The organism is Microbacterium kunmingense (genome assembly GCF_023155745.1).
GTDB lineage: Bacteria > Actinomycetota > Actinomycetes > Actinomycetales > Microbacteriaceae > Microbacterium > Microbacterium kunmingense.
In genome coordinates, this window is record NZ_JAKNUS010000001.1 from 238,223 (window position 1) to 264,944 (window position 26,722).

A 26,722-nucleotide genomic window follows, 5' to 3' on the forward strand; every position below is an offset into this window, starting at 1 on the left:
GCGAGTGGCTGTGCCTGATGGACCGGATGCGCCCTGATGGACCGGATGCGGGTCAGGTGACGTCGCGGCGCCAGCTGACGAGGTGCCCGAGCACGACGAGCACAACGGCGTAGCCGACCAGCACGAGGCCGCCCGCCCACCAGGCGAGGGGCTCGGCGCCGCCGGCGCCCGAGGTGGCGGTGAGGATGCTCTCCCCGACGAGGGCGTCGCTCGCGGCGCCGGGGAGGAAGCGCAGTGCATCGCCGAGGCCCTCGACGAAGGACGCGGCGAGGCGCGCGATCGGCTCGAGGAACAGGGTGAAGACGAGCACCCCGACGATGGCGCCCACCTGGTTGCGGACCAGCGCACCCACGCCGATGCCGACCCACACCCACACCACGAACGCGACGAGCATCCGTCCGATCAGGGCCCAGGTGTCACCCGAGGTGAGGTCGGTGTCGAGGCCGTAGCCGGCGAGGAAGGCCGCCGACGGGCCCACCGCGGCGATCACGCCGAGCGCCCCGAACAGCAGGCCGACGACGAGCCCGACGACGAGCTTCGCCCCGAGGACGAGGCCGCGGCGCGGGGTGGCGAGGAATGTGGAGGTGAGCGTCTTGTGGCGGAATTCGCTCGTCACCATCAGCGTGCCGATGAGGAGGGGGAAGACGTAGCCCACCGCGGTGGCGGTGCTGTAGAGGAGAGCGGGGATCCCTTCCGCCGGCGCCGGCGGCGCGCCCTCGCCGCCGAGCGCCCCGGTCGAGGCGGCGGAGAAGACGAAGGCCAGGGCGGCGGCGTTCAGCCCGATGTAGCCCACGAGGACGATGGCGAGCACCCACCAGATCGACGTGGTGAACAGCTTCGTGCTCTCGGAGCGGCTGGCGGCGATCAGGCTCATCGCGCACCTCCCTCATCGCTCGAACGGTCGCTGTCTCCGCGGTCGTCGCCCGCGCGGTCGTCTTCGGGGCGGATGACGTCGATCACCCCGGTGCTCGCCACGGAGAACGAACGATCGGCCGCGGGGGCCGGTTCGCCCACGGGATCCGGGGGCGTCACGCGATCCACCGCGGTGCCGGGCGGTGGGCCCGCCTCAGGCTCCGGCTGGAGCTCCGCCTGAGGCTCCGGCTCCGGCTCCGGCGCCGGCTCTGGCTCCGGTGCCGGCTCGGACTCCGGGGCGGGCGACGTCACGGCGTCAGCGGCTGTCGGCCCCGCGGCGCTGGGGTGCGTGCGCACGCCGTTGACGAGTTCGAGGAACACCTCCTCGAACGCCGGGCCCTTCCGCTGCAGCGACGAGAGGGCGACGCCCGCCTCGGCGGCGACCCGGCCGATCTCCTCGGTCGAGTGCCCGCGGACGGTGAGGCCGGTGCGCAGCACCTCCCCCTCGATCCCCGCCGCCGCCATCGCCGCCACGAGCGCCGCGCGGTCGGGGGCGTCGACGACGGTGGCGAACTCGGCCGGATCGGCGAGATCGGCGATCTCGCCCTGGAAGACCAGGCGCCCTCGCGAGATGATCAGCAGCGCGTCCACGGTCTGAGCCACCTCCGCGAGGAGGTGCGACGAGACGAACACCGTCCGGCCCTCGGCGGCCAGCTGACGCAGGAACCCGCGCATCCACTTGATGCCCTCGGGGTCGAGACCGTTGGAGGGCTCGTCGAGCACGAGCACGCCGGGGTCGCCGAGCAGGGCGTAGGCGAGCCCCAGGCGCTGGCGCATGCCGAGGGAGAATCCGCCGATGCGCCGGCCCGCGACATCCGCCAGTCCCACCAGGCCCAGCACCTCGTCCACGCGCGAGTCGGGAAGAGACGCCGCCTGCGCGTACACCTTCAGATGGTTCGCGGCGCTGCGCCCCGGGTGGTAGCTGGAGGCCTCGAGCACCGCGCCGACGGTCTGCAGCGGATGGCGCAGCTGCGCGTAGCGCTCGCCGCCGATGAGTGCGGCGCCGGCATCGGGGCGCACGAGACCCAGCAGCATCCGGAGTGTGGTGGTCTTGCCGGCGCCGTTCGGGCCGAGGAAGCCGGTGACGACGCCCGGCTCGACCCGCGCCGTGAACCCGTCCACCGCCGCGACGGCGCCGAACCTCTTGGTCACCCCGGAGAAGTCCAGCACGTGTCCGTCGGGCATGCCGAAGTCCCCTCGTCATGGAAAGCCTTCCCCCCATCTTGGCCGATCACCCCTTTCCGGGCGAAAAGGCCCGCGGCCGGTAACGTGGCACTGTGACCGACACCGACCGTTCTCACGTGCTCACCCGCGTCGCGAACGGGCTCGGCCGCCTCACGCTGAACCGCCCACGAGCCATCAACGCGCTCGACCTCGGCATGATCCACGACCTGCACGCGGCCCTGGACGCCTGGGAGCGGCATCCGGGGGTGGACCTCATCGTCCTCGACGGCGAGGGGGAGCGCGGGTTCTGCGCCGGCGGTGATGTCCGGGGCCTGCGTGAGCAGATCCTGGGTGGAGATCCGGATGCCGCGGGCGTGTTCTTCCGCGCCGAGTACGCGCTGAACGCGCGGATCGCCGAGTATCCCAAACCGATCGTCGCCCTCGCCGACGGCGCCACGATGGGCGGCGGCATCGGCCTGGCCGGGCACGCGGCGGTGCGCGTCGTGACCGAGCGGTCGCGGCTCGCGATGCCCGAGACCCGGATCGGATTCACCCCGGATGTCGGGGGCTCCTGGCTCCTCGCCCGGGCGCCCGGGCGTCTCGGCGAATACCTCGCGCTCACCGGGCGCACGATGGACGCCGCCGACGCCCTCTACGCCGGCTTCGCCGATCACCTCGTCGTCGCCGACAACCTCGACGCGCTCCGCGAGGCGCTGCAGAATCGCGCCGATCCCGCCAGCCCCACCGAGATCGTGCTGCTCTTCGACGACACCGCCGGGGCGCCCTCGCTCGCGGCCGCTCGGCCGTGGATCGACGACGCCTTCGCCGCCGACACCGTCGTCCAGATCGTCGAGCGCCTGCGCGCCCGGCCCGAGTCCGAGGCGGCTGCGACCGCCGACACGCTGGCGGAGCTCTCGCCCACCGCGCTCGCCGTGACGCTCGAAGCGGTGCGCCGCGCCCGCGCGCTCCCCGACCTTCGCTCCGCCCTCGCGCAGGAGTACGGCCTGGTGCTGTGGTTCGCCGCGACGCAGCCCGACCTGGTGGAGGGGATCCGCGCGCAGCTGGTCGACAAAGACCGCTCGCCGCGGTGGAACCCCGCGCGGCTCGGCGACGTGTCGCCCGAGACCGTCGCCGACGCCTTCGCCTTCTCGCCGTCCCGGCCGCTCTGGGGGTGACCACGATGTCGCCGAGGTCGGAGCGTGCGCGGCGTCGCCGCATCTCGCGCGGGGCGGCGGTCGACTGGTTCTTCTTCGTCTTCGCGGGTCTCGCCGCCATCTGGCTGGCCTACCTCAGCCTCACCGAGTCGTTCCGGGTCGGCTGGTGGGGGATCCTCGTCGCCATCGCCTTCTGGGTGCTGCTGGCCTACCTCGTACTTCCGCGCCTGCACCGCATCCTCACGACGATCTACGTGCCCGACTACTTCATCGGCCGCACGCGCACGAGCGACGGACTGCTCGGCGACCCCGTGAACCTCGCGTTCATCGGCGAGGCGGAGCAGATCAAAGCCGCCCTGCGCGCGGCCCGCTGGACCGAGGCCGATCCGGTCACGCTCGCCTCGTCGTGGCGCATCGTCACCTCGACGCTCAGCCGTCGCAGCTACGGCGAGGCGCCGGTGAGCCCGCTGTTCCTGTTCGGACGCCAGCAGGACTTCGCCTTCCAGCAGGAGGTCGACGGCAACCCGGCCAAGCGTCACCACGTGCGGTTCTGGCGCTGCCCCGACGACTGGCTGCTGCCCGGCGGCTACCGTGTCGACTGGCTCGCCGCCGGCACCTTCGACACCGCCGTGGGATTGTCGCTGTTCACCCTGCAGATCACCCACCGCATCGACGCGGACACCGACATCGAGCGCGACCACATCGTCCGCTCGCTGCGGGAGGGGGCGCCGGAGATCACCGTGAACGTCATCGCCGACTTCTCCACCGGCTACCACTCGAGAAACGGCGGCGGCGACAGCATCCGGACCGATGGCGACCTCCCGGTGGTCGACGTGCGCGCGGTGCGGGTGCCGCCCGTCGAGGCGCCGCGGAGTGCGGGGGAGGTGAGCGCATGAGGCAGGACGACCACCCCAAGAAGCGGGTCGCCTTCGAGCCGGCCGAGCGTCTGCTCCAGCCCACCGGCTACGACCCCGACATGAAGCGTCCGCCCACGATCATCGCGGGCACCCTGCTCGTCCTCCTCGGCGTGCTCGCCGGGGCCGCGTGGGTCGTCGCCTCCTCCGGCGTCTGGCCCGAGTGGGTGGGAGAGGTCGCCGCGATCGTCGGCGGCGACGGGGGAGACGTACCCGACCGCGTCGAGCAGAGCACCTTCATCGTCTTCGCGGCATTCAGTGCTGTGTTCCTCGCGGCCGAGGCGACGATGGCGCTGCTGGTCTTCCTCGGGGTGAACTGGGCGCGGGTGCTCGTCATGGTCTTCGCGGCGCTGACGATCTCGGCGGCGTTCGTGCGGTGGTGGGCCGAGGGTCAGCAGATCGAGATCACAACCACCTTCGTCTCGCTCGGCATCGACATCCTCATCCTGCTCGCGCTGTCGAGCCGGAGCGCCGCGGCCTACGCCCGGCGGAAGGAGCGCTGAGTCGGGCCGGCGCGGCCGGTCAGGCGCCGGCGGTGAGCCGCGACAGCTCCGCGACGAACGCGTCGACGTCGTCCTCCGTGGTGTCGAAGGAGCACATCCAGCGCACCTCACGGCGCGCGGCGTCCCAGTCGTAGAACCGGAACCTCGCGCGCAGCTGATCGGCGACCCCCTCGGGGAGGATCGCGAAGACGCCGTTGGCCTGCGTCGGCTGGGTGAACTCCACTCCCGAGATCGAGCCGTCGGCCAGGCCCGCCTCGACACCGGCACGCAGGCGCTGGGCCATCGCGTTGGCGTGGCGGGCGTTTCGCAGCCACAGGTCGCCCTCGAGGAGGGCGACCAGCTGCGCCGAGACGAAGCGCATCTTGCTCGCCAGCTGCATGTTGAGCTTGCGAAGGTAGGTCAGCCCCGTCGACGCTGCGGGGTCGAGCACGACGATCGCCTCGCCGAGCATCGCGCCGTTCTTGGTGCCGCCGAAGCTCACCACGTCGACGCCGACGTCGCGGGTGAACGCCCGCACCGGCAGGTCGAGCGCGGCCGCCGCGTTGGCGATCCGCGCCCCGTCCAGGTGCAGCCGCATCCCGAGCGGGTGGATGTGATCGGCGATCGCCCGGATCTCCTCGGGGCTGTACAGGGTGCCGAGCTCGGTGGACTGCGTGATCGAGACGACGAGCGGCTGGGCACGGTGCTCATCGCCCCAGCCCCACGCCTCCCGATCGATCAGCTCGGGCGTGAGCTTGCCGTCCTCGGTGGGAACCGTGAGGAGCTTGATGCCCGCCACGCGCTCAGGAGCCCCGCCCTCGTCGACATTGATGTGCGCGTTGGATGCGGCGATCACGGCGCCCCAGCGCGGGAGCATCGACTGCAGCCCGACGACGTTGGCGCCGGTGCCGTTGAACACCGGGAAGGCCTCGACCCCCTCGCCGAAATGCGCCGCGAAGACCTCCTGGAGGCGTTGGGTGTACACGTCTTCGCCGTAGGAGATCTGGTGGCCCTCGTTGGCGGCGATGATGGCCGCGAGCACCTCGGGGTGGATGCCGGAGTAGTTGTCCGAGGCGAAGCCGCGCACGGCGGTGTCGTGGATGGTCGTCACGTCGAACAAGCCTAGGTGTACGGATCAGGCGTCGAGCGTGACGACCTCGTCGTTGACCGTCGACGCGTCGGCGGAGAACAGCGCGACGAACTCGGTGGCGACGCGCTCCTCGAGACCCTCGAGGCTCTTCACGCGGAAGACGACCGCGGCGCCCGACGCCGGTTCACCGGCATCCCTCGCGGCCTTGGCCAGGCCGTGCGCGACAGCGCGCGTCCACGCCTCGCTCGCGGCCTTCACCGCGGCATAGTTCGCGCCGCCGGCCAGCGGCCGGGCGACCGCGGTCGAGGAGATCATCGCGAGCCGCCCGACGGGCGAGGCCACGAGGTCGTCGAAGAACGCGCGGGTGACGTGCCGAAGGGCGGTGAGCGAGGTCTCGAGCACTCGGTAGTCGTGGTCGCTCTGCCCGGCCAGGCCGCCGCCGCCGCGCCATCCGCCGACGAGGTGCAGGATGCCGTCGACGCGGCCGTGCGCGGTGCGCACCCTCTCCGCGAGCCCGGTGACGGCTGCCTCGTCGGTGAGGTCGACCGTCTCGGTCGCGACGCCGGAGACGGCGGCGGCGAGAGCGGCGAGCTTCTCGGGATCGCGCCCCGCGACCACCACCCGCGCGCCCGCGGCGGTGAGGGCCTCGGCCGCGACACGACCTACGGTGCTCGTGCCGCCGGCGAGCAGCACGACCCGGCCGGCGACGGGGTCAGTCATCGGTGCCCCGGATGCCGGCGGTCGACTCGATCACCGGACGCATCTTCTTCTCCAGCGCCTCGAAGAACATCGACAGCGGGAACTCGTCGTCCAGCACCGCGTCGGTGTACCCCTTCGGCGCGCCCGCGAGGACGTCGTCGGGGAGCCCGCGTGCCCAGCGCGACGCCGGGTGCGGGGCGAGGGTCTGTCGCACGAGGTCGTAGGCCGCGAGCCAGTGGGCGGTCTTCGGCCGGTCGATGGAGCGCCAGTACAGCTCGTCGATCGCGTCGCCGAGCGCGACGACCGCGGCGGGAACGCCTTCCCAGTCGAACGCTAGCGAGGTGTCGGTCCAGTGCAGCACCCCGCGCTGGTGGAGCCACGCGAACAGCAGCTGCCCGCCGAGACCGTCGTAGTTGCGCACCCGCGAGCCGGTGATCGCGAAGCGGAAGATACGGTCGAAGATCACCGCGTACTGCACCAGGATCGCGTGCTCGAGCGTCTCGGCGTCGGTGTCGCCGAGGGTCTCGCCCGCCTCGACCCGGGCCCGGAGGCGCGCGGTGAGGCCGACGCACTCGCGGAACGCGGTGAGGTCGCAGCGCAGCTCCTCCAGCGAGTACAGGAAGTAGGGCATCCGCTGCTTGATCATGAACGGGTCGAAGGGCAGGTCGCCGCGCATGTGGGTGCGGTCGTGGATGAGGTCCCACATGACGAAGGTCTTCTCCGTCAATCGCTGGTCGTCGAGCATGCGCGCGGCACCCTCGGGAAGGTCGAGCTTGGTGATCTCGGCGGCGGCCCGGGTGACCCGGCGATAGCGGGCGGCCTCGCGGTCCTGGAAGATCGCGCCCCACGTGAAGGTCGGGATCTCCCGCATCGCCACGGTCTCGGGGAACAGCACGGCGCTGTTGGTGTCGTAGCCGGGGGTGAAATCCAGGAGCCGGAGCGACAGGAAGAGGCGGTTGGTGTACTCGGTCTCGAGCTGGGCGATGAACTCCGGCCAGATCACCTCGACGAGCACGGCCTCCAGGTGGCGGTTCGGCGAGCCGTTCTGGGTGTACATCGGGAAGACGACGAGGTGGCGCAGGCCGTCGACCCGGTGCTCCTGCGGCTGGAAGGCGACGAGGGAGTCGAGGAAGTCGGGCTCGGCGAAGCCGCCGTCGGCCCAGCGGCGAAGGTCGACGACGGATGCTGCGAGGTAGGCCTCGTCGTGCGGGAAGCGCGGTGCGAGGGCGGTGATCGCGTCGGCGATGACGGCGACGAGCTCGCGGGCGCGGTCGTGCACCTGCGGATCGGGTATCGAGCCGTCCTTCACCTGCAGGGTCTGGATCTCGATGGCGGCGGACTTCAGGGCGAGCCACTCGGGCGAGGTCTCGACTCCGGACGCAGTCAGCGATGCCGCGGGCGCAGGGATGACGGTGCTCATGCGCCTCAGTATAGGAAAGGTTCCGGTCATTCGCCATTTGGACAGGATGATTTCCTGTCGCGCGAGCGTGCACGCTACGCTCGACCCATGAGCGGAGGCGACGCGAACGGCCCGACTCCCCGCCTCGACGACGACATCGACGCCGGGATCGTCTCGGTCGTGAGCACCAACGCCCGCGCCACCCTCGCCGAGCTCTCCGCGGCGGTCGGGCTGTCGGTCTCGGCGGTGCAGACGCGCCTGCGGCGCCTGGAGGCGCGCGGGGTCATCACCGGCTACCGCGCGCAGCTCGACGCCGAGGCGGTCGGCAAACCCCTCTCGGCGTTCGTCGAGATCACCCCGCTCGATCCCGGTCAGCCCGATGACGCCCCCGAGCGCCTGGAACACCTCGCCGAGATCGAGGCGTGCCACTCCATCGCCGGCGATGCCAGCTACATCCTGTTCGTCCGCGTCGAGAGCCCGCGCCATCTCGAGGCGCTCATCCGCGACATCCGCGCTGCCGCCCAGGTGAACACCCGCACCACCGTCGTGCTGCAGACCTTCTACGAGAACCGGCCGATCCGGGTGCCGCGGGGTACGGTCGACCAATGACGACCGACGGTTCGGGCCTGCTCATCCTCCGCAACAGCCGGTCGGGGACAGCGGTGATCCGCACCGACCCCGCCGACCTGTTCGCCGAGCGTCTCCCCGGAGCGCGGGTGTACGAGCTGTCGCAGGGACAAGATCTGGCGGATGCCGTCGACGCGGCGTTCACCGGGGGCGACCCGCCCCGCGTGCTGGGCGTCCACGGCGGCGATGGATCGGTGTCCCGCATGGCGGGCCTCGCGCGGGAGCGCGGAGTGCCGCTGCTGGTGATGCCCGGGGGGACCTTCAACCACTTCGCCCGCTCCGCCGGTCTCGAGGAAGTCGAAACCGCGGTCGATGCCTACCTCGCCGGCGACACCGTCGAGGTCGCCGCGATGGAGGTGCGCGAGGGGCAGGGGGAGGCGATCCTCGCCCTGAACGCCGCGTCGGTGGGCGCCTACCCCGAGCTGATCGAGGAGCGCGACAAGCGGCGCCGCCGGTTCGGGAAATGGCTCGGCGGCATCATCGCCGCGTGGCGGACCATGCGCACCGCCGAGCCCCTGGAGATCGTCCGCGACGGACGCCGGGCGCGTGTCTGGTCGGTCTTCGTCGGCGTCGGTACGAACGACCCGAAGCGGGTGGCGACCATGCAGCGCGAGACGCTGGAAGATCCGGTGCTCGACATCCGGATCCACCACGCGCGCGGCACACGGCTGCGGGCGATCGCTTCGCTCGCCTTCGGCAAGCGCACGGCGGCGGTGCTCCGCGCCGTGCGGCTGATGCCCGAGAAGCGCGACGTCGAGCGGCTGCTCGAGACCGAGTTCGAGATGACCGTGCGTCCGGGGCCCGGCCGGCCCGAGGTGTGGGTGCACGACGGCGAGCTCGAAGAGCCGCGCGGCGAGGAGTTCACGCTGCGCTTCACCGTGATCCCCACCGCGCTGACGGTCTTCGCCCCGCGCCCTCGCTAACCCCCTCCTCTGATCCGCGAGAGTGCATCTGGGCGCCGAGGATGCGGGTAGACCCCTGATTCTCGGCGCGCAGATGCACTCTCGCGGTGGAGAGTGGAGAACGAGGCGCGTCAGCTGTGCTGCGGGAAGCCCAGGTTGATGCCGCCGTGCGACGGGTCGAGCCAGCGGCTCGTCACCGCCTTCTCCTGCGTGAAGAAGTCGAACCCGTGCGGCCCGTACGCCTTCGCGTCGCCGAAGAGCGACGCCTTCCACCCGCCGAACGAGTGGTAGGCCACAGGCACCGGGATCGGCACGTTGACACCGATCATCCCGACCTGCACCTCGTGCTGGAAGCGACGAGCGGCACCGCCGTCGTTGGTGAAGATCGCGGTGCCGTTGCCGAAGGCGCCGGAGTTGATCAGCTCCAGCCCCTCCTCGTACCCGTCCACCCGGACGACCGAGAGCACCGGGCCGAAGATCTCGTCGCGGTACGCCGCCGAGGTGGTCGGCACACGGTCGATGAGGGTCGGTCCGACCCAGAACCCGTTCGGGTCGCCGTCGACCTCGATGCCGCGTCCGTCGACGACGACGTCCGCGCCATCACCGGCGGCCACATCGACGTACGACGAGACCTTGTCGCGGTGCGCGGCGGTGATCACCGGGCCCATGTCGCAGCCGCGCGTGCCGTCGCCGGTCCGCAGCGTCGCCATGCGCGCCGAGATCTTCTCCACCAGTGCGTCGGCGACCGCGTCGACGGCGAGGACGACCGAGATCGCCATGCACCGCTCGCCCGCCGACCCGAAGCCGGCGTTCACCGCCGCGTCGGCGGCGAGGTCGAGGTCGGCGTCGGGGAGGACCAGCATGTGGTTCTTCGCCCCGCCGAGCGCCTGCACGCGCTTGCCGTGCCGGGTTCCGGTCTCGTAGACGTAGCGGGCGATGGGAGTCGAGCCGACGAACGAGATCGCGCGCACCTCGGGGTGCTCGAGCAGGGCGTCCACGGCCACCTTGTCACCGTGGACGACGTTGAGCACGCCGTCGGGAAGGCCCGCCTCGGTCAGACGCTCGGCCATCCAGTTCGCCGCGGTCGGGTCCTTCTCGCTGGGCTTGAGCACCACGGCGTTTCCCGCAGCGAGGGCGATCGCGAAGAACCACATCGGCACCATCGCGGGGAAGTTGAACGGGCTGATGATCCCGACCACGCCGAGCGGCTGGCGCAGGGTGTAGACGTCGATGCCGGTGGAGACGTTCTCGGAGTACGCGCCCTTGGTCAGGTGCCCCAGGCCGCACGCGAACTCCACGACCTCGAGGCCTCGCGCGATCTCGCCGTGGGCGTCGGAGATCACCTTGCCGTGCTCCGAGGTGAGGATCGCGGCGAGCTCGTCCTTGCGCTGATTCACCAGCTCGCGGAACGCGAACATCACCTGCTGGCGTTTGGCGATGCTGGCGTTCTTCCACTCCGCTGCGGCGGCCGAGGCGACACCGACAACGTGGTCGACGTCATCGGTGGTGGCGAAGCGCACCTCCTTCTGCACCGTCCCCAGGGCGGGGTTGTACACCGGGCCGGTGCGGTCGCCCGCTCCCGCCCAGGGGGCTCCTCCCACCCAGTGATCGAGGATCGCGGTCGCGGACGGCGTCGTCTGCTCCAGGGTCGTGGTGTCGGTCATGTCTTCCTTCCGGTGGGTCCCCTCGTGAGGGACACGTGGTTCCAGTCTGTCGTCAGAGTCGAACGGTCGCGAGGGCGGCGTCGTAGATGTCCAGCGCCTCGGCGACCTCATCGGCGGTGACGACGCACGGCGGCACGACGTGGATGCGGTTGTCGGCGGTGAAGGGCAGCAGGCCCCGCGCCATGAGGTCTTTCTTCAGCGCGCCGACGGCGGCTGCCGGCAGCGGTTCACGCGTTTCGCGGTCGGTGACCAGCTCCAGGGCCCAGAAGACGCCCTCGCCCCGCACCTCCCCGATGACCTCGTGCTTCTCCGCCAGAGCGACCAGCCCTGGGCCGATCGCCTCCGCACCCATACGGCGGGCGTTGTCGACGATGCCCTCGGACTCCATCGCATCGAGCGCCGCGATGATGGATGCCGCGGCGAGAGGGTGCCCGCTGTAGGTGAGGCCGCCCGGGAAGACGCGCTCGTCGAACGTGGCGGCGATCTCGTCGGAGATGATCACCCCGCCCACCGGCACATAGCCGGAGTTGACGCCCTTGGCGAAGGTGATGAGGTCGGGCACCACGTCGTAGCCGTCGAACGCGAACCAGCGCCCGGTGCGACCGAAGCCCGCCATCACCTCGTCGAGGATCAGGAGGATGCCGTAACGGTCGGCGAGCGCGCGGACACCCGCGAGGTACCCCGGCGGGGGGAGCAGCACCCCGGCGGTGCCGGGCACCGACTCCAGCAGAAGAGTGGCGATGCTCGCCGGGCCCTCGGCCTGGATGACCCGTTCGAGGTGGTGGAGCGCCCGTGCGCTCTCCTCCTCGGGCGTGGTCGCCCAGAACTCCGAGCGATACAGATACGGGCCGAAGAAGTGCACGTGCCCGCGGGCGTACTCGTTCGGGATGCGGCGCCAGTCACCGGTCGCGACGATCGCCGCCCCGGTGTTGCCGTGGTACGAGCGGTAGGTCGACAGCACCTTCTCGCGCCCCACCTCGCCCTTGGCGGCGGCGTGGAGGCGCGCCATCCGGATGGCGTTCTCGATCGCATCCGCCCCGCCGTTGGTGAAGAACACCCGGTTCATGCCCTCGGGGGCGCGAGCGACGATGCGGGCGGCGGCCTCGCCGCGCTGCAGGTTGGCCGTCGCGGGCCCGATCGTCGCCAGTCGCGCGGCCTGCTCCTGGATGGCGGCGACCACGGCGGGATGCTGGTGACCGATGTTGACGTTCACGAGCTGGCTCGAGAAGTCCAGCATCCGATTCCCGGCGTGGTCCCACACCGTCGTCCCCGACCCGCCGGCGATGACGGGAAGGTCCAGGCCCGCCTGCGCCGACCACGAGTGGAAGACGTGCGCGCGGTCGAGCTCCTTGGCCCGGGCGTCGAGATCGGTCTGGATGTCGGTGGTCATGGTTGCTCCTTCGCAGCAGGCCCCTCATCCGCGAGGCCGCACAGGCAAGTCTCGCGGATGAGGGGGCGGTTGGGGAGAGGGCTAGTTGCCGCCCTCCTGCAGCTCGACCTCGATGGGCTCGAACGACTCGCCGAACACATCGACGCCGTCGGCCTCGAGCTCGTCGAGCGCCTGCTGGATGTACTCGTTCGAGTACGCCGTCGCCGGCGGCTCTTCGGTGATGAGGCGCGCGCCGGTCTCGTTGACCGCGGCGAGGGCACCCTCGACGGTCTGGGTCCAGGCGGCCTCGTCGATGATGCCGATGCCGTCGGCGGCGGGCCAGATCAGCTTGTTGGTCTCGTTCATCATCCACAGCTCGTGGCTCGGGCCCCAGCCCGACCCCGACGCGAGGGTGATGTCTGCCGCCTCCTCGGGGTTGTCGCGCGCGAACGCCCACCCCTTGATGACGGCCTTGAGGAAGGCCACGGCCGTCTCGGCGTACGCCTCGTCGGATTCGAGACGCTCGGTGTCGGCCCAGATGGCGTCCTGCAGCATGGCGCCGACGGTGTCCTGATAGCTGATGACCGAGAAGTCCTCGGGCTGGTACAGCTCACCGGTGTCGGGGTCGACGGTCTCGAGCAGCTGCGCGTACTCGTTGTAGGTCATCGCCTGGGCCGCGTCGATGTCGCCCTGCAGGAAGGCGTTCATGTTGAAGTCCTGCGTGATGATCTCGACCGTGGTGGAGTCCAGGCCCTCGGCGGCCATCGCCGCGAAGATCTCCCACTCGTTGCCGAAGCCCCACGAGCCGATGCGCTTGCCCTCGAAGTCGGCGACCGACTCGATGCCCGCGTCGGCCCACGAGACCTGAAGGGTGCCCGAGCGCTGGAAGATCTGCGCGATGTTGGTGAGGTTCGCGCCCGCCTCGATCGAGCCGAGCACCTTCGGCACCCACGCGATGGCGAAGTCGACGTCGCCGGCGGCGAGGGCGTCCTGCGGCACGATGTCGCCGCCGGAGGGGATGATCTCGACATCCAGGCCCTCCTCTTCGAAGAAGCCCTGGTCGGCGGCGGCGAAGTAGCCGGCGAACTGCGCCTGCGGCAGCCACTGCAGCTGGAGCTTCACCGGGGTCAGTTCGCCGTCGGACCCGCCGCCCGAAGCGTCACCCCCGCCCGCATCGGAGCCGCCCGAAGAGCAGGCGGAGAGGACGAGCGCCGCGGTCAGCGCGGCGGCTCCGGCCGCGAGGATGCGGCGTGTGCTGTGTCTCATGGTGGTTTCCCTTCGAATCCCTCGCGGGATCACGTCGTGCGATGGGATGGTGCGGTGCCGGCCCCGCCGGGTGCGGGGACGCTGTCGGAGGCGGGCATCATCGCCCACCTCTCGGAGCCAGGCGGCGCAGGACCAGGCGCTCCAGAGCCGCGGTGGCGAGGAAGAACAGCAGGCCGAGCGCGATCGCCGCGGCGACGTAGGCCCACGCGCGGGCGTAGGCGCTCGTGGCGGCGGAGGTGGAGATGAAGCTCCCCAGGCCCCCGCGGGGTCCGCCGAAGTATTCGGCGACGAGCGCGGAGATGACCGCGAGCGAGCTGGCGATCCGGATGCCGGTGAGAAGGAACGGCGCCGCCGTCGGCAGCGTCACCACGCGGAAGGCCTGCGCGGAGCTCGCCGCGTAGCTGCGCATGAGGTCGCGGTGCACCGGCCGGGTCTGGCGGAGGCCTCGCAGGGTGTTGACGAAGACGGGCACGAACGAGGCCAGCGCCGCGATCGCCTGCCGCCCGAACTGGCTGTCGGCCCCGAACATCGAGTTCAGCACCGGGGCCAGCGCCACGATCGGCACGACGGCGAGGGCGGCGACGATCGGCGCCGACATGCCGTCGACCGCCTGCCATCGGGCGGCGAGGGCCGCGAGCACCACCGCGAGGATCGTGCCGACCACCAGGCCGATGAGGGCGTTCGTGCCGGTCACGAGCGTCGCGTCGGCGATCGCGGGGGCGAAGGCGACGAACTCCTCCGCGATGGCCGCGGGGCTCGGAAGGAGGTAGTCCGAGACACCCACGACTCCCACCAGCAGCTGCCAGACGCTGAGGAAGACCAACCCGACGACGATCGGGGCGATGATCCGGAGGCGCTCAGCGGTCGCGGTCGTCATCGCATCTCCCGGGTCGCGGCGCGCTCGCCGTCGGTCTCGCCGTGGAGTGCGGCGCGCACCGCGGTGACGCTGTCGAAGAAGACGGATGCCTCGCGGAGGGCCTCGTCACGTCGGGTGGCCCCGAAGCTGACGTCGACCACCGCGGTGATGCGGCCCGGGCGCGGCGACATCACGACCACCCGGTCGGAGAGGAAGACCGCTTCGGGGATGGAGTGGGTCACGAAGACGACCGCCGCCCCCGTCTCGGTCGCGATGCGGGCGAGTTCTGTCTGCATGCGCTCGCGGGTCATCTCGTCGAGCGCGCCGAACGGCTCGTCCATCAGCAGCAGCCGCGGCTGCTCGGCGAGGGCTCGGGCGATCGCGACGCGCTGCTGCATCCCTCCCGACAGCTGATCGGGGTACCGGTCGGCGAAGTCGGTGAGGCCGACCATCTCGGTGAGCTCGGTGACGCGCGAGCGTCGCTCCGCGGCCCCGACGCCGTGGATCTCGAGGGGAAGGGCGATGTTCGCCGCCACGGTGCGCCAGGGGAGGAGCCCGGCCTGCTGGAACGCGATGCCGTAGTCCTGGTCGCGGCGCGCGCGGGACGGATCTTTGCCGAACACCTCGATCCGCCCCGACGAGGCGATGTCGAGGTCGGCGATGAGCCGCAGCAGCGTCGACTTGCCGCACCCCGACGGACCGATGAGCGACACGAACTCGCCCGGGGCGACGGTGAGGTCGACGGCGGTGAGCGCCTGCACCTCGCCCGCCGCCGTCGCGAACGTCTTCGTCACGTCGGTCACCGAGACCGCGGCGGTCGTGGTCGGTGCTTCGGTGGTGGGGGTGGGGGCGCTCATGCGGTGACCTCGCCTCGTCGGTAGTTCTTCAGGATGACGCCGAGGAGCGCGATCGACCCGGCGGCGATGAGTCCGAGGGCGACCGCGCCGAAGATCGGGCCCCAGGCCTTGGCGGGGTCGCCCGATGCCTGCCCGGCGAACTGGATGAGAAGGCGCCCGATCCCGCCCTGGAGGCCGGTGGACACCTCGGCCACCACCGCGCCGACGACGGCGTTGGCGGCGCCCAGGCGCAGGGCCGGGAGGAGGTAGGGGACGGCGGCGGGGAGCCGAAGGCGCCAGAGTGTCTGCCAGTACCCCGCGGAGTAGGTGTGGAAGAGCTCGGCATGAAGGCGCTCGGGGGACTGCAGGCCCCGGAGGGCCCCGACCGCGATGGGGAAGAAGGCCAGGTACGAGGCGATGACCGCCACCGACATCCAGTCCTGCCACTGGGCGCCGGCGATCTCGATGCGCGACCCCCAGCTGCGGACGATCGGCGCGAAGGCGATCAGCGGGACGGTCTGACTGAGGATGATCCAGGGGAGGAGTCCCCACTCCGCCAGACGCCAGCGCTGCATCACCAGGGCGAGCGCCATGCCGACGACGAGGCCCACGAGCCATCCGGCCGCGGCGATCCCGAGCGTGGTGAGCGCGGCGAGCGCCACCGCCGCCCAGAGCGGAGGCGAGCCGTCCTGCCGGGTGACCGGTTCTGCCAGGCGCACGACCATGTCCCAGACGTGGGGCATCGCGAGGTCGGTGGTGCGCGGAAGGATCCGCACGTCGGCGACGATGACCCCGTCCTCGGGGGCGAGGAGCTTGTACCCCTCCCAGAGCAGGATGACCGCGGCGACGCCCACCACACCCCACAGCCACGCCGCACCCCGGCGCCGGCCGCCACGCCCCGCGGGGCGCGTGGCGGTCACCGACGTGGACCGGGCGGCGGCGGTGACGACGTCGGGAGCAGCATCCGCTCGTGTCATCCGGCCCTCACTTCTTGGCCGCCACGTGCGCCTGAAGGGCCGGGATCACCGTCTCGCCGTACACGCGGAGGGTCTCCTCCTTGTTGTCGTGCTGCAGGTAGCCCGCGAACTGCGTGACCCCGAGGGCGCGCAGCTGCTCGAGCTTGGCGATGTGCTCCTCGGCGGTGCCGAGGATGCAGAACCGCTCGACGATCTCGTCGGGCACGAAGTCGACGTGATCGTTGTCGGCCTTGCCGTGGGTGTTGTAGTCGTACCCGGTGCGCCCCGCGATGTAGTCGGTCAACGCGTCGGGCACGGCACCGTGCTGGCCGTACTTGGCGACGATGTCGGCGACGTGGTTGCCGACCATGCCCCCGAACCACCGGCACTGCTCGATCATGTGGGCGCGGTCGGTGCCGATGTACATCGGCGCTGCCACGCAGAACGCGATGCTGTCGGGGTCGCGGCCGGCGGCCTCCGCGGCGTTCCGCACGGTCGTGATCATCCACGCGGCGATGTCGACGTCGGCCAGCTGCAGGATGAAGCCGTCGCCGACCTCGCCGGTGAGCTTCAGCGCGAGCGGGCCGTAGGCGGCGACCCACACCTCCAGCTCGGAACCGCGGCTCCACGGGAACTGAAGGGTCGCGCCGTTGTACTCCACGGGGCGGGAGTTGCCGAGCTCCCGGATGACGTGGATGGACTCCCGCAGCTCCTTCAGCGTCGTCGGCTTGCCGTTCGTCACCCGCACCGCCGAGTCGCCGCGGCCGATGCCGCAGATCGTGCGGTTGCCGTACATCTCGTTGAGGGTCGCGAACACCGAGGCGGTGACCGTCCAGTCTCGGGTCGCCGGGTTCGTCACGAACGGACCGACGATGACCCGTTTGGTCTCGGCGAGGATCGCCGAGTGGATCACGTACGGCTCCTGCCACAGCAGGTGCGAGTCGAAGGTCCACACGTGGCTGAACCCGTGCGCCTCGGCGAGCTTGGCCAGCTGCACGGTGCGCGCCGCGGGCGGGTTGGTCTGCAGGACGACGCCGAAGTCCATGGCCGCACTCATACGAGGTACTGGCTCAGGCCGCGACGCAGGTACTGCCCGTCGCCCTTGCTGCCGTGGTAGGTGCCGCCGTCGACGATGATCCTGCCGCGCGAGATGACGGTGTCCACGTGCCCGTCGACTTCGAAGCCCTCCCACGCCGAGTGGTCCATGTTCATGTGGTGGCTGGCCGCCGAGATCGTGGTGTGCCCGTGGGGGTCGTACACCACGACGTCGCCGTCGGCGCCGGGCTGGATCACCCCCTTCTTGCCGTAGAGCCCGAACATCCGCGCCGGGGTCGTGGAGGTCAGCTCCACCCAGCGCTCAAGCGAGATCTTGCCGGTGACGACACCCTGGTACATCAGATCCATGCGGTGCTCGACGGAGCCGATCCCGTTGGGGATCGCGCGGAAGTCATCCTTTCCCAGCTCCTTCTGCCCCTTCATGCAGAACGGGCAGTGGTCGGTCGAGACCATCTGGATGTCGTTGGTGCGCAGGGCCTGCCACATGTGGTGCTGGTGCCCCTCGCCGCGGCTGCGCAGCGGCGTCGAGCACACCCACTTCGCCCCTTCGAACTGGCCCCACTCCTCGCTGAACGCCCCGAGCTGCTCCTCGAGGGACAGGTAGAGGTACTGCGGACAGGTCTCGCCGAACACGTTCCAGCCCTGGTCGCGCGCCCAGGCCAGCTGATCCACGGCCTGCTTGGCGCTCACGTGCACGACGTACAGCGGCGCGCCGGTGAGGTTCGCCAGCATGATCGCGCGGTGGGTGGCTTCCTCCTCCATCTGCCAGGCGCGGGCGATGCCGTGGTAGTACGGCGCCTTCTTGCCCGCCTCAGCCAGCTGGGCGGCGAGCACGTCGATCGCGGGGCCGTTCTCGGCGTGCATCATCGTCAGCAGGCCCGTGTCGGCCGACTTCTGCATCGCCCGGAGGATCTGCGCGTCGTCGGAGTAGAACACCCCGGGGTAGGCCATGAAGAGCTTGAAGCTCGTGACGCCCTCGTCGATGAGCGAGTCCATCGCCCGCAGCGAGTCGTCGTCGACGCCGCCGATGATCTGATGGAAGCCGTAGTCGATCGCGCAGTTGCCGGCGGCTTTCTCGTGCCAGGCGGCGAGGCCGTCTTCGACCCGCTCGCCGTAGCGCTGCACGGCGAAGTCGATGATGCTCGTCGTCCCGCCCCAGGCCGCTGCACGCGTGCCGGTCTCGAAGGTGTCCGAGGCGGCGGTGCCGCCGAAGGGCAGCTCCATGTGCGTGTGGGCGTCGATGCCGCCGGGGATCACATACTTGCCGGTCGCGTCGACGACGGTGTCGACGGATGCCGCCAGGTCGGTGCCCAGCAGCTGCGAACCGGGCGCGAGCACCGCGACGATGGTCTCGCCGTCGATGAGCACGTCGGCCTCGCCGCGGCCGGTCGCGGAGACGACGGTGCCTCCGGTGATGAGTGTGGTGGTCATGAAGTGATCTCCTTGGTTGTTGCTGCGCGGCGCAGGCGGCGCCGACGTGCGATCCGGCTTGCGGCGGCCGCTGCACGATCCGGCGGTCGCCGACGCATGCCCCCGCGGCGGCCTCCGGCCACCGCTCCCGCCAGACCCGATGCCAGCGTCGGCGACCGCCGGATCGCTCCGCTCGGATGCGCTTGAGTGCCGTCCATGTCGTCGCGGATCAGGGGCGGGCGATCTTCGTGTAGGAGTCGGGGCGGCGGTCGCGATAGAACTGCCAGTCGTCGCGCATCTCGCGCACCATCTCCATGTCGAGGTCGCGCACGAGGATCTCCTCCTCGGTGCCCGAGCCGCGCTCGCCGACGAAGTTCCCCCGCGGGTCGATGACCTGGCTGGTGCCGTAGAAGTCCACGGCGAGGTCGCCGTACTCGTTGTCCTCGCGTCCCACGCGGTTGGGCTGCAGCACGAAGTAGCCGTTGGCGACCGCGGCCGCAGGCCCCTCGACCTCCCAGAGCCGGTTCGACAGGCCGGGCTTGGTGGCATTGGGGTTGAACACCATGTGCGCGTCGTTCAGGCCGAGTTCGCGCCACCCCTCCGGGAAGTGCCGGTCGTAGCAGATGTACATGCCGATCCGGCCGACAGCGCTGTCGAAGACGGGGTAGCCGAGGTTTCCCGGACGGAAGTAGAACTTCTCCCAGAACCGGTCGAGGTGGGGGAGGTGGTGCTTGCGGTACTTCCCGAGGATGGTGCCGTCGGCATCGACCAGCACCGCGGTGTTGTAGTACACGCCGGTCTCCGCCTCCTCGTAGATCGGGAGGACCATCACGGTGCCGAGCTCCTTGGCCACCGCGGCGAAGCGCTGCACGATCGGGCCGTCGGCGGCCTCGGCGAAGCGGTAGTACTTCTTGTCCTGCGTGATCCCGAAGTAGGGCCCGTAGAACAGCTCCTGGAAGCACACCACCTGTGCGCCCTGTGCGGCGGCATCCCGAGCGAAGCCCTCGTGCTTGTCGAGCATCGACTCCTTGTCGCCGGTCCAGGTGGTCTGTGTGATCGCTGCGCGCACCGTCGTCATCTACGCATCTCCATCCGTGTCGTCCAGTACTTCTTCGTGCTGACGCCGACGGGGACCGGTGTCGGGACCGTCCGGTGAGTACTCACCCCGTGGACTGATCCTTCTTCCCGGACGTTTCCCGCCGGTTTCGGCCTGTGTCCGGACAGTAAAGCCTCGGGCCGCACGCCCACAAGGGGGGGGTGTCCGCGTCGCGGAGATACATCGGAGGGCGGATGCCACGCGGCATCCGCTCCTCTAGCGTGAAACGGTGTTCCGACCGCTTCGTCCCCTCCAGACCGCGACCGACATCGCGCTGGCGGCCGGCTTCTTCTTCGTCGCTGTCGTCTTCGAGCTGAACGCGGGTGTCGGGGTGCTCGGGCCACCCACCGGGACGCTGACCGTGCTCGGGGTCGTCGGTTACGTGCTGCTGTTCAGCGTGGCGCTGGGGTTCCGCCGGTTCTCGCCGGGGGTGGCGCTGGCGCTGGCGTGGGCGGGCGCTGTTCTGCAGATGAGCCTGCTGCGCGGGCCGAGCCTGGTCGACGTCGCGATCTTCGGCGTGCTCTACGCCGCTGCCGCCTACGGGAGCGTCCGGGTGTTCTGGGCGGGGCTCGTCTCGGCAGTGACGGGCGCCGTCGTGATCACCCTCTACCTGTACCTGGGTCCGCTGTACTCGGGTCCGCTCGACCTGTCGGTGCTGCCCATCGCGGTGATCGTGCTCGGAGGAGCGACCTTCGCGCTGATGCTCGCCTGGACCTGCGGGGCGCTCGTGCGCACCGCGCGCCGCGCGCGGGAGAACCGGCTGGCCCAAGAGCGGGCCGAGGAGGAGGCGCGGTCGGAGTTCGAGCGCGCGCGGATCGCGCGCGACATGCACGACGTCGTGGCGCACTCGCTCGCGGTCGTCGTCGCGCAGGCCGACGGCGCGCGGTACGCGGCCGCGGCCGACCCGCAGGCGGCGACCGCCGCGCTCCAGACGATCGCGTCCACCGCGCGGGCGGCGCTCGCCGACGTGCGTCTGCTTCTCACCCAGCTGCGGCACAGCCAGGGCGATGGGCCGCAGCCGGGCCTCGCCGACCTCGAGGAGCTGTGGGCGCAGGTGCGCGCCGCCGGCGTCGACCTGCGCGTCGACATCGATCCCGCCCCGCCGGGCGAGCCGCCGGCATCCGTCCAGATCGCCGTCTATCGCATCCTGCAGGAGGCGCTGACGAACGCCCTCCGTCACGGGGAGGCGGGCGGCCCGGTCGATGTGCACCTGTCCTGGTGGGCGGACCGCGTCGATCTCACCGTGCGCAACCCCGTCGCGGCTGGGTCGTCGGCGTCGACCCGCACGGGGCACGGGGTGATCGGCATGCGGGAGCGCGCGCAGCTCGCCGGCGGCGACTTCGCCGCGGCGGAGGAGTCGGGGTCGTTCGTGGTGCGGGCGTCGATCCCCGTGGAGGGGCGCGCATGACCCGGGTGCGGCTGCGCACTCGGCGGCCGGGCGCAACGGCTGCGTTCGCGCCGCCGCCGGGCGCAACCGCGGGTCTTCCGGGCGACACGCCGGGCCGCGTTGTCGGTGGGCGGCGTGTCGCCGCGGCGACCCGCTGTTGCGTCCGCATCAAGGGGGGAGAGCGATGATCCGCGTCGTGCTCGTCGACGATCAGGCGCTCTTCCGGGCGGGGATCCGAATGGTCGTCGACTCTCAGCCCGACCTCGAGGTGGTCGGCGAAGCCGCCGACGGGCGCGAGGCGCTGGCCGTCGTGCGCGCGGCGCGACCCGACGTGGTGCTGATGGATATCCGGATGCCGGTGATGGACGGCCTCGCCGCCACCGCCGAGTTGCTGGGCGACCCCGACCCGCCGCGCGTTGTCATGCTGACGACGTTCGACCTCGACGAGGCGGCGGCGCGGGCGATCCGCGGGGGCGCGAGCGGATTCCTGCTGAAGGACGCCGATCCCGAGTTCCTCCTGGCCGCGATCCGCACCGTCCACGCGGGGTCGGCGGTGATCGCGGCGTCGGCGACGCGAGATCTGTTCGCCCGATTCGCCGAGGCCGCGCCGCGGCCCGTGCCGCCGGCCTACGGCGAGCTCACCGAGCGCGAGCGGGAGATCTTCGCCCTCGCCGCGCGAGGTCTCTCGAACGCCGAGATCGCCGCGCGGGAGTACCTCTCCGAGGCGACGGTGAAGACGCACATCAGCCGCATCCTGACCAAGCTCGCCCTGCGCGATCGCGTGCAGCTGGTGGTCTTCGCCTTCGAGCACGGCCTCGCCTGAGCGAACGGCCGTCCGCGGTCGCGGGGTGGGATCGAAGTGGCGGAGGTGGTCGCTGTGGGGCGTTCTCCCCGGCCATTTGTGCCACCTTGATGTCGGGGGTCCGATCCGGGTGGCGGAAGTGGTCGCTGTGGGGCGTTCTCCCCGACCATTTGTGCCACCTCGATGTAGGGGTGGGATCGAGGTGGCGGAGGTGGTCGCTGTGGGGCGTTCTCCCCGACCATTTGTGCCACCTCGATGTAGGGGTGGGATCGAGGTGGCGGAGGTGGTCGCTGTGGGGCGTTCGGCCTGGCCATTTGTGCCACCTTGATGGGGGCCGTGAGAGGTGGCGACGCGGCCCCGCGTCATCCTTCCGATGTACACGGATCGGCCCCGGGGCCGACGCGCGAGCACCCCGTCGATTCCTAGCGTCGAAGGCATGCACATCTCCTCCACCGACCTGGGCCTGGCCGCCCGGGTGCAGCAGCTGACCAAGACCTACGGCACGGGCGACAGCGCCGTGCGCGCGCTCGACGGCGTGACGATCGGCATCCGTCGCGGCGAGTTCACCGCGATCATGGGACCGTCGGGCTCGGGCAAGTCCACGCTCATGCACGTCATGGCGGGGCTCGACGCCCCCACGTCGGGCCGCGCGTGGCTCGGCGACACCGAGATCACCGGGCTCACCGACCTCGAGCTCACCATCCTTCGCCGCCGCCGAGTCGGGTTCGTGTTCCAGGCGTTCAACCTGGTGCCGACCCTCGACGCGCTCGGCAACATCCTCCTGCCCTTCGACCTCGACGGACGGCGCCCGTCCGCCCTCGAACGCGCCCGCATCGACCGGCTCGTCGACACGCTCGGCCTCACCTCGCGCCTCGGACACCGCCCGCACCAGCTCTCGGGCGGCCAGCAGCAGCGCGTCGCGATCGCACGCGCCCTGGCCACCGCCCCCGACGTGGTGTTCGCCGACGAGCCGACCGGCAACCTCGACTCCCGGAGCGGCCGGGAGGTGCTCCGCCTCCTCGCCGACGCCAGCCGCGAGCACGGTCAGTCGATCGCGATGGTCACCCACGACCCGGTCGCGGCGAGCCACGCCGACCGCGTCATCGTGCTCGGCGACGGCCGCATCGCGGCGGACAAGCCGCGACAGAGCGCAGAGGAGATCGCCGCGTTCCTCCTCGCCGGCGAACTGTCGGGCTCCGCATCCGCGCAGGTGACGGCATGAGCGCGCTCGCCCTCGCAGAGAGAACAGACCGGATGCCGCGGACCGCCGCCCCGCGAGGGGCATTCCTGCGCGAGCGCGGCATGGGCGCGAGCATCCTCGTCGCGGCGATCTCGAGCGCGTTCGGTGTGATCCTCGTGTCGGTCACCGGCTACCTCGCGGCGATCCTCCGCGCCGACCCCTACATCGGCGACAGCGGGACGCTGGCATTCGTGCTCAGCTTCCTCACCGTCATCCTCGTCGGTGTCGCCGTCTACGTCGCGGGCATCGTCACCGCGAACACCTTCGCCACGGTCATCGCCGGACGCACCCGGCAGATCGCCCTGCTGCGCCTCATCGGCGCGTCGGCACGCGCGCAGCGCCAGGAGGTGGCCCGGCAGGGACTGGCCGTGGGCGTCATCGGCGCCCTCGCGGGGCTCATCGTCGGCACCGTAGTCGCCGCCGTGGGTGTGGCCGTCGGCACGGAACTGCTGGGGATCGAGGATGTCTCCTATGGGGTGGTCACGCCGGAACTTCTCGTGCCCGCCGTGATCGTGGCGCTCACGACCTGGGTCGCCGCGTGGGCCGGGTCTCGGCGCGTCCTGACCGTCACCCCCATGCAGGCGCTCGGGAGTGCCGTCGAGGCGACCCGCGACGAGGTCACCCGCCGAACCGGACGCAACATCACCTCCGTTGCGCTGTTCGCGGCCGGCGGGGCGCTCCTCGCCGCGGGAATCGTGCTCGGTCTCGTCTCACCGCTGGGTGTCGCGGTCGCCTTCCTCGGGGGCATCCTCTCCTTCACCGGGATCGCGCTCGGCGCGACCCTCCTCATGCCGCCCGTTCTGCGGCTGATCGGCCGCCTCTTCGGGGGGTCGGCGACCGCGCGGCTGGCTGCCGAGAATGCACTCCGCTACCCCGAGCGGTCGAGTCGCATGGCGATCGGCGTCGTGATGGGCGTGACGCTCGTGACGATGTTCGCCGTGGCCATCGAGTCGACCAAGGCGGTGCTCACCGCGTCGGCGGGGGGAGAGCTGCCGAGCGAGATGGCGACGGTGCTCGACACCTTCGCCGCGGTGATGATGGTGCTCGTGGCGATCTCTGCGGTCATCGCCGCGGTGGGCCTGGTGAACCTGCTGACCCTCGGTGTCGTGCAGCGCCGTCGCGAGCTCGGGCTCCTCCGCGCGCTGGGCCTGACCGCCCCGCAGGTGCGGCGGGTCGTGCTGCTGGAGGCCGCGCACCTCACCATCGCCGCGCTCGCCACCGGGCTCGTGCTGGGGGTGGCGTACGGATGGGCGGGGGCCCAGTCGCTCCTCGGATCGGTGCCGGGCGACCCGAGCCTGCCGGCGGGGCCGACCCTCGTGTGGCCGGCCGTGCCGTTCCTGCCGGTGCTGATCGTGGTCGCGGCGACCGCGGCGCTCACCCTCATCGCCGCCGTGACCCCCACGCGCCTGGCAACCCGGGTCGCGCCGGTGGAGGCGCTCGCGGAGTGACGCGGGCGCCGCGGTCCTGCGGGGGCGCGCGGGCGGGTCCTGCGGGGGCGCGCTCGCCGGGCCGCTCGCCGACACACGGGAGGAGATCGACACACCGGAGGACGCGCCGCGGCGCAGCCGCCTCCCTCGTGTCGATCTCCTCCCGTGTGTCTCCGAGTGAATGGGCTCGGCGCGGGACGTCAGGACGCGGGCGCCGCGTCCGATCCCGACGCGGGCGCCGCGTCCGATCCCGACGCGGGCGCCGCGTCCGCGGGCTCCGGATCGTGCGCCCACGTCGGGGCGAGCGCGCGGATGCGCGCCGCGCGCCACTGCCAGGCTGCCCACAGCCCCGGCCAGAGCACGGGAGCCGCCGCCCCGCCGATGACGAGACGGTCGCGCCACAGGGTCTTCGTCGGATCGCCCGGCGCGGGGGAGACCGCCATCTGGTGGTCCCACACGTCGAGGCTCGCGAGCGGCCCGGAGATCGGGATCCCGCTGTCGCGGAAGATGCGGATGGGGCCGTCCGGACCCTTCATCGTCCGATCGCTCGCGTGGATGATCTGCCGTCCGAGCGACACCCGACCGCCAAACCTCATCTCGACGCCGACCTCGGCGCCCGGCTCCCACGCGGTCGGCAGCTCGTCGGGGTCGAGGGGGGTCAGCTGCACGAGCGGGCCGTAGAGTTCCGCGACCGCGCGCGGGGAGTGCAGCGCCCGCCACGCGGCATCCGCATCGCAGTCGATGACGAGCTTCAGCATGATCCGCATAGGCCCACTCTGTCATTCCGCGCCGGCGTGCTCGCCCGTTTAGGCTGACGGAATGCCCGCGCCCTTCGATCAATCCCGCTACCAGGTGCGCCTGGACTGGGGGCTGGACGCCCTCGCGCGCCTCGCGCCCGCCGACGTTACGGTCGTCGTCGACGTGCTCCGCTTCTCCAGCACCGCGATCGACGTCGTCGACCGCGGCGAGGAGATGATGCTGGATGACACCGCCTTCGCCGTGTCACTGAACGGCGCCCGCGTCGCCGCCGCCGCCGCCGCAGCCGCGGGGCCCGAGCCGGTCGGCCTCCACGCGGTCGAGGACGAACCCGCCGGCCCGATCGTCCTCCTCGCGGGTCTTCGCAACGCCTCCGCCGTCGCGCAGGCCATCGCCGACGAGCAGTCCAGGCGCGGCCGGCGCACCTCGGTCGCGGTCATCCCTGCGGGCGAGTTGGGTCACGGCGGGGCCCCGCTCCGCTTCGCCGTCGAAGACCTGCTCGGCGCGGGCGCCGTCATCGACGCCCTCGCCACGCGCGGGATCGATCACTCCTCACCCGAGGCCGCGACTGCGGGCGAGGCGTTCCGCGGCCTGCGCGGCGCGGTGCGTCACCTGCTCACCGCGAGCGGCTCGGGCCAGGAGCTCATCGAGAAAGACCTGCGGCCCGATGTCGTCCGCGCCGCCGAGGTCGACGCCTCAGATGCCGTGCCGGTGGTGCGCGGGGACCGCATCGCCCGACTCTGATCCGCCCGGACCGGCATCGGGTCGCGGTGTCAGCGCCGCGAGCCGCGTCGCGGCGGAGATCTCGCGCCGCGTCCAGGTGAACAGGTACCGGCGGTCGAACCGCGGTGCGCAGGCGACGCACGACGTCGCCCGCGGTGGTCGCCGGTGCCGGTAGGCCGTGTGCCCCGCGGGGCACACCCCCACCCAGGGCGCGAGTTCGACCGCGGTCTCACCGTCGTGGGTGGTGCCCCCGACGTACCCCAGCTCCCGCGCAATGCTCTTCCACTCCGCGCCGTGGCCCGCCGCGGGCCCCGCGAGGGCGTGGGCGACCTCGTGCAGGAGCATCTGGTGATTGGTGTCGTCGTCGTACCGCGCCGACAGGTAGCGCGAGACGCTGATGCGCTTGCGGCGGAAGTCGCACAGGCCCGCGCGCCGCTTGGCGTTGTCGAAGCCGAAGGACCAGGAGGGATCGAGGTGCTGCCGGATCAGCGCGTTGGCCCAGACGCGCACACGTTCAGGTTCTGACATACCCGAG

At 71.4% G+C, this 26,722-nt stretch carries 26 protein-coding genes; 10 read left to right on the forward strand and 16 right to left on the reverse strand.

Features of this window, described 5'->3' with window-relative positions; translation table 11 throughout:
- Positions 1 to 52: 52 nt before the first annotated feature.
- Together MA875_RS01280 and MA875_RS01285 are read right to left on the reverse strand one after the other, a co-directional pair.
- Positions 53 to 874, reverse strand: a complete 822-nt coding sequence (locus tag MA875_RS01280; protein WP_248239764.1) for an ABC transporter permease subunit — start codon at positions 872 to 874, stop codon at positions 53 to 55.
- A complete protein-coding gene (locus MA875_RS01285) occupies positions 871 to 2,097 on the reverse strand; it encodes an ABC transporter ATP-binding protein (protein WP_248239766.1) in 1,227 nt (408 codons plus the stop codon). Before MA875_RS01285 ends, MA875_RS01280 begins: the two co-directional genes overlap by 4 nt.
- Before the next feature lie 92 nt (positions 2,098 to 2,189).
- Here MA875_RS01285 and MA875_RS01290 point away from each other — a divergent pair, with 92 nt between their 5' ends.
- From MA875_RS01290 to MA875_RS01300, 3 genes are read left to right on the forward strand one after another with little or no spacing between them, the layout of a single operon-like run.
- Positions 2,190 to 3,251, forward strand: a complete 1,062-nt coding sequence (locus MA875_RS01290; RefSeq protein WP_248239767.1) for an enoyl-CoA hydratase/isomerase family protein — start codon at positions 2,190 to 2,192, stop codon at positions 3,249 to 3,251.
- A gap of 5 nt (positions 3,252 to 3,256) precedes the next feature.
- Positions 3,257 to 4,126: an LssY C-terminal domain-containing protein gene (locus MA875_RS01295; protein ID WP_248239768.1), complete on the forward strand. Its 870-nt coding sequence runs from the start codon at positions 3,257 to 3,259 to the stop codon at positions 4,124 to 4,126.
- On the forward strand, positions 4,123 to 4,647 hold the full coding sequence (locus MA875_RS01300; protein ID WP_179558471.1) for a hypothetical protein: 525 nt from the start codon (positions 4,123 to 4,125) through the stop codon (positions 4,645 to 4,647). Before MA875_RS01295 ends, MA875_RS01300 begins: the two co-directional genes overlap by 4 nt.
- Before the next feature lie 19 nt (positions 4,648 to 4,666).
- Here MA875_RS01300 and MA875_RS01305 read toward each other — a convergent pair whose 3' ends face one another.
- From MA875_RS01305 to MA875_RS01315, 3 genes are read right to left on the reverse strand one after another with little or no spacing between them, the layout of a single operon-like run.
- A complete protein-coding gene (locus MA875_RS01305; RefSeq protein ID WP_248239769.1) occupies positions 4,667 to 5,737 on the reverse strand; it encodes a threonine aldolase family protein in 1,071 nt (356 codons plus the stop codon).
- A 24-nt stretch (positions 5,738 to 5,761) separates the two neighbouring features.
- Positions 5,762 to 6,436, reverse strand: coding sequence for an SDR family NAD(P)-dependent oxidoreductase (locus MA875_RS01310; protein WP_248239770.1), 675 nt, complete (start codon positions 6,434 to 6,436; stop codon positions 5,762 to 5,764).
- Positions 6,429 to 7,835, reverse strand: a complete 1,407-nt coding sequence (locus MA875_RS01315) for a DUF6421 family protein (RefSeq protein ID WP_248239771.1) — start codon at positions 7,833 to 7,835, stop codon at positions 6,429 to 6,431. The genes MA875_RS01310 and MA875_RS01315 overlap by 8 nt, the downstream gene beginning before the upstream one ends.
- A gap of 87 nt (positions 7,836 to 7,922) precedes the next feature.
- On the opposite strand from MA875_RS01315, the gene MA875_RS01320 reads away from it, so the two are divergent.
- Both MA875_RS01320 and MA875_RS01325 read left to right on the forward strand, forming a co-directional pair.
- Positions 7,923 to 8,423 carry an Lrp/AsnC family transcriptional regulator gene (locus MA875_RS01320; protein ID WP_248239773.1) on the forward strand — a complete coding sequence of 167 codons (501 nt, stop codon included), beginning with the start codon at positions 7,923 to 7,925 and terminating at the stop codon, positions 8,421 to 8,423.
- Positions 8,420 to 9,364 carry a diacylglycerol/lipid kinase family protein gene (locus tag MA875_RS01325; RefSeq protein ID WP_248239775.1) on the forward strand — a complete coding sequence of 315 codons (945 nt, stop codon included), beginning with the start codon at positions 8,420 to 8,422 and terminating at the stop codon, positions 9,362 to 9,364. The genes MA875_RS01320 and MA875_RS01325 overlap by 4 nt, the downstream gene beginning before the upstream one ends.
- Before the next feature lie 110 nt (positions 9,365 to 9,474).
- Here the strand turns inward: MA875_RS01325 and MA875_RS01330 are convergent, their stop codons facing one another.
- From MA875_RS01330 to MA875_RS01370, 9 genes are all read right to left on the reverse strand, one after another.
- Positions 9,475 to 11,007 carry a CoA-acylating methylmalonate-semialdehyde dehydrogenase gene (locus tag MA875_RS01330; protein WP_248239777.1) on the reverse strand — a complete coding sequence of 511 codons (1,533 nt, stop codon included), beginning with the start codon at positions 11,005 to 11,007 and terminating at the stop codon, positions 9,475 to 9,477.
- 52 nt (positions 11,008 to 11,059) lie between these two features.
- Positions 11,060 to 12,397, reverse strand: a complete 1,338-nt coding sequence (locus MA875_RS01335) for an aspartate aminotransferase family protein (RefSeq protein ID WP_248239779.1) — start codon at positions 12,395 to 12,397, stop codon at positions 11,060 to 11,062.
- An 81-nt stretch (positions 12,398 to 12,478) separates the two neighbouring features.
- On the reverse strand, positions 12,479 to 13,642 hold the full coding sequence (locus MA875_RS01340) for an ABC transporter substrate-binding protein (protein ID WP_248239781.1): 1,164 nt from the start codon (positions 13,640 to 13,642) through the stop codon (positions 12,479 to 12,481).
- Between the two features lie 97 nt (positions 13,643 to 13,739).
- Positions 13,740 to 14,519 carry an ABC transporter permease gene (locus tag MA875_RS01345; protein WP_248239782.1) on the reverse strand — a complete coding sequence of 260 codons (780 nt, stop codon included), beginning with the start codon at positions 14,517 to 14,519 and terminating at the stop codon, positions 13,740 to 13,742.
- A complete protein-coding gene (locus MA875_RS01350) occupies positions 14,516 to 15,355 on the reverse strand; it encodes an ABC transporter ATP-binding protein (RefSeq protein ID WP_248239784.1) in 840 nt (279 codons plus the stop codon). Before MA875_RS01350 ends, MA875_RS01345 begins: the two co-directional genes overlap by 4 nt.
- Positions 15,352 to 16,311: an ABC transporter permease gene (locus tag MA875_RS01355; protein ID WP_248239786.1), complete on the reverse strand. Its 960-nt coding sequence runs from the start codon at positions 16,309 to 16,311 to the stop codon at positions 15,352 to 15,354. Before MA875_RS01355 ends, MA875_RS01350 begins: the two co-directional genes overlap by 4 nt.
- A 7-nt stretch (positions 16,312 to 16,318) precedes the next feature.
- Positions 16,319 to 17,335 carry a TIGR03842 family LLM class F420-dependent oxidoreductase gene (locus tag MA875_RS01360; RefSeq protein WP_248240111.1) on the reverse strand — a complete coding sequence of 339 codons (1,017 nt, stop codon included), beginning with the start codon at positions 17,333 to 17,335 and terminating at the stop codon, positions 16,319 to 16,321.
- Between the two features lie 8 nt (positions 17,336 to 17,343).
- Entirely contained in the window at positions 17,344 to 18,777 is a 1,434-nt protein-coding gene (gene hydA / locus MA875_RS01365) for a dihydropyrimidinase (RefSeq protein ID WP_248239788.1), read from the reverse strand.
- A gap of 208 nt (positions 18,778 to 18,985) precedes the next feature.
- On the reverse strand, positions 18,986 to 19,834 hold the full coding sequence (locus MA875_RS01370; protein ID WP_248239790.1) for a nitrilase-related carbon-nitrogen hydrolase: 849 nt from the start codon (positions 19,832 to 19,834) through the stop codon (positions 18,986 to 18,988).
- A 247-nt stretch (positions 19,835 to 20,081) separates the two neighbouring features.
- Between MA875_RS01370 and MA875_RS01375 the strand changes: the two genes are divergently transcribed.
- From MA875_RS01375 to MA875_RS01390, 4 genes are all read left to right on the forward strand, one after another.
- Positions 20,082 to 21,260 carry a histidine kinase gene (locus MA875_RS01375; protein WP_248239791.1) on the forward strand — a complete coding sequence of 393 codons (1,179 nt, stop codon included), beginning with the start codon at positions 20,082 to 20,084 and terminating at the stop codon, positions 21,258 to 21,260.
- A 163-nt stretch (positions 21,261 to 21,423) separates the two neighbouring features.
- Entirely contained in the window at positions 21,424 to 22,062 is a 639-nt protein-coding gene (locus MA875_RS01380; protein WP_248239794.1) for a response regulator transcription factor, read from the forward strand.
- 415 nt (positions 22,063 to 22,477) lie between these two features.
- On the forward strand, positions 22,478 to 23,263 hold the full coding sequence (locus MA875_RS01385) for an ABC transporter ATP-binding protein (RefSeq protein ID WP_248239796.1): 786 nt from the start codon (positions 22,478 to 22,480) through the stop codon (positions 23,261 to 23,263).
- Positions 23,260 to 24,729: an ABC transporter permease gene (locus tag MA875_RS01390; protein WP_248239797.1), complete on the forward strand. Its 1,470-nt coding sequence runs from the start codon at positions 23,260 to 23,262 to the stop codon at positions 24,727 to 24,729. Before MA875_RS01385 ends, MA875_RS01390 begins: the two co-directional genes overlap by 4 nt.
- Before the next feature lie 179 nt (positions 24,730 to 24,908).
- On the opposite strand, the gene MA875_RS01395 is transcribed toward MA875_RS01390, so the two are convergent.
- The gene (locus MA875_RS01395; protein ID WP_248239799.1) at positions 24,909 to 25,475 is read right to left on the reverse strand and encodes a hypothetical protein; all 567 of its coding nucleotides are present in this window, start codon (positions 25,473 to 25,475) and stop codon (positions 24,909 to 24,911) included.
- 52 nt (positions 25,476 to 25,527) lie between these two features.
- On the opposite strand from MA875_RS01395, the gene MA875_RS01400 reads away from it, so the two are divergent.
- Positions 25,528 to 26,208: a 2-phosphosulfolactate phosphatase gene (locus MA875_RS01400; RefSeq protein ID WP_248239801.1), complete on the forward strand. Its 681-nt coding sequence runs from the start codon at positions 25,528 to 25,530 to the stop codon at positions 26,206 to 26,208.
- Here MA875_RS01400 and MA875_RS01405 read toward each other — a convergent pair.
- Entirely contained in the window at positions 26,161 to 26,715 is a 555-nt protein-coding gene (locus MA875_RS01405; RefSeq protein WP_248239803.1) for a SprT-like domain-containing protein, read from the reverse strand. The two genes, MA875_RS01400 and MA875_RS01405, sit on opposite strands and share 48 nt — an antisense overlap.
- Positions 26,716 to 26,722 lie beyond the last annotated feature (7 nt).